This window comes from Morganella sp. HMSC11D09 (genome assembly GCF_001807955.1).
Taxonomy (GTDB): Bacteria; Pseudomonadota; Gammaproteobacteria; order Enterobacterales; family Enterobacteriaceae; genus Morganella; species Morganella morganii.
Map to the genome: position 1 here is coordinate 1 of NZ_KV791667.1, position 766 is coordinate 766.

The window sequence follows — 766 nt, forward strand, 5'->3', positions numbered from 1 at the left end:
CTATCATAAAATGACTGTAATATAATGTTATCTATCTCATGAAGAGCATCACTCTTTCCAGCATAAAATAAATATAACATATCCATGAATTCCCATACGCTAATATCAAAGAAGGTGGAGAATTGTTTTATTTTCTCCAGTGTTAATTCTGTTTCACCTCTTTCATAACGGGATATTTGTTGCTGACTTATACCAATAAATCCAGCAAGAACATCACCGCTTATTTTTTTATTTTTCCTTAACGCATTAATTAGCAACCCAGCGTTTTGGCTTAATGAATTAGTGGAAACGCTATAAAGCAAATCAATATTTCTGTCTTTTCTCATTACATCACTTTATGTTTTTTTAATGTAAAGGTTTATTTAAAAAATAAACTGGTTAGGTATTTAATTTTAAGACTATTATTTAGGTTTTGCTAAAAAAATATAGCGAACATTAGGATATTAAAGATGTTAGTATTAAATTTTCCAATAGCATTTTCACAAATACTTTCATCTTAATAACTCTTGTAAAGGGTACACTAAGCTTAACTAATTTCAAGATTTAGACATTTACTCATAATTAGGGTTTAATCGTAACTTATTGATAAAAAAACAATAAAAAAACATAAGACTTGTTATTTGATATAATTATCTTTAATTTTATTCATTTTTAATAAAATATATTAATATTTGTTTTTTTTTGAGTAAAAATAATAGTAAATAATCCTATGCCGAATATATTGAAAACAATAAAAAAACAATAAACAAACAATAAACAAACAATA

The 766-nt window shown here is 24.5% G+C and carries 1 protein-coding gene; it reads right to left on the minus strand.

Features of this window, described 5'->3' with window-relative positions:
• A partial coding sequence (locus tag HMPREF3119_RS05790; protein ID WP_139144833.1) for a helix-turn-helix domain-containing protein occupies positions 1-326 on the minus strand: 326 nt, incomplete at its 3' end.
• Between the last annotated feature and the right edge of the window lie 440 nt (positions 327-766).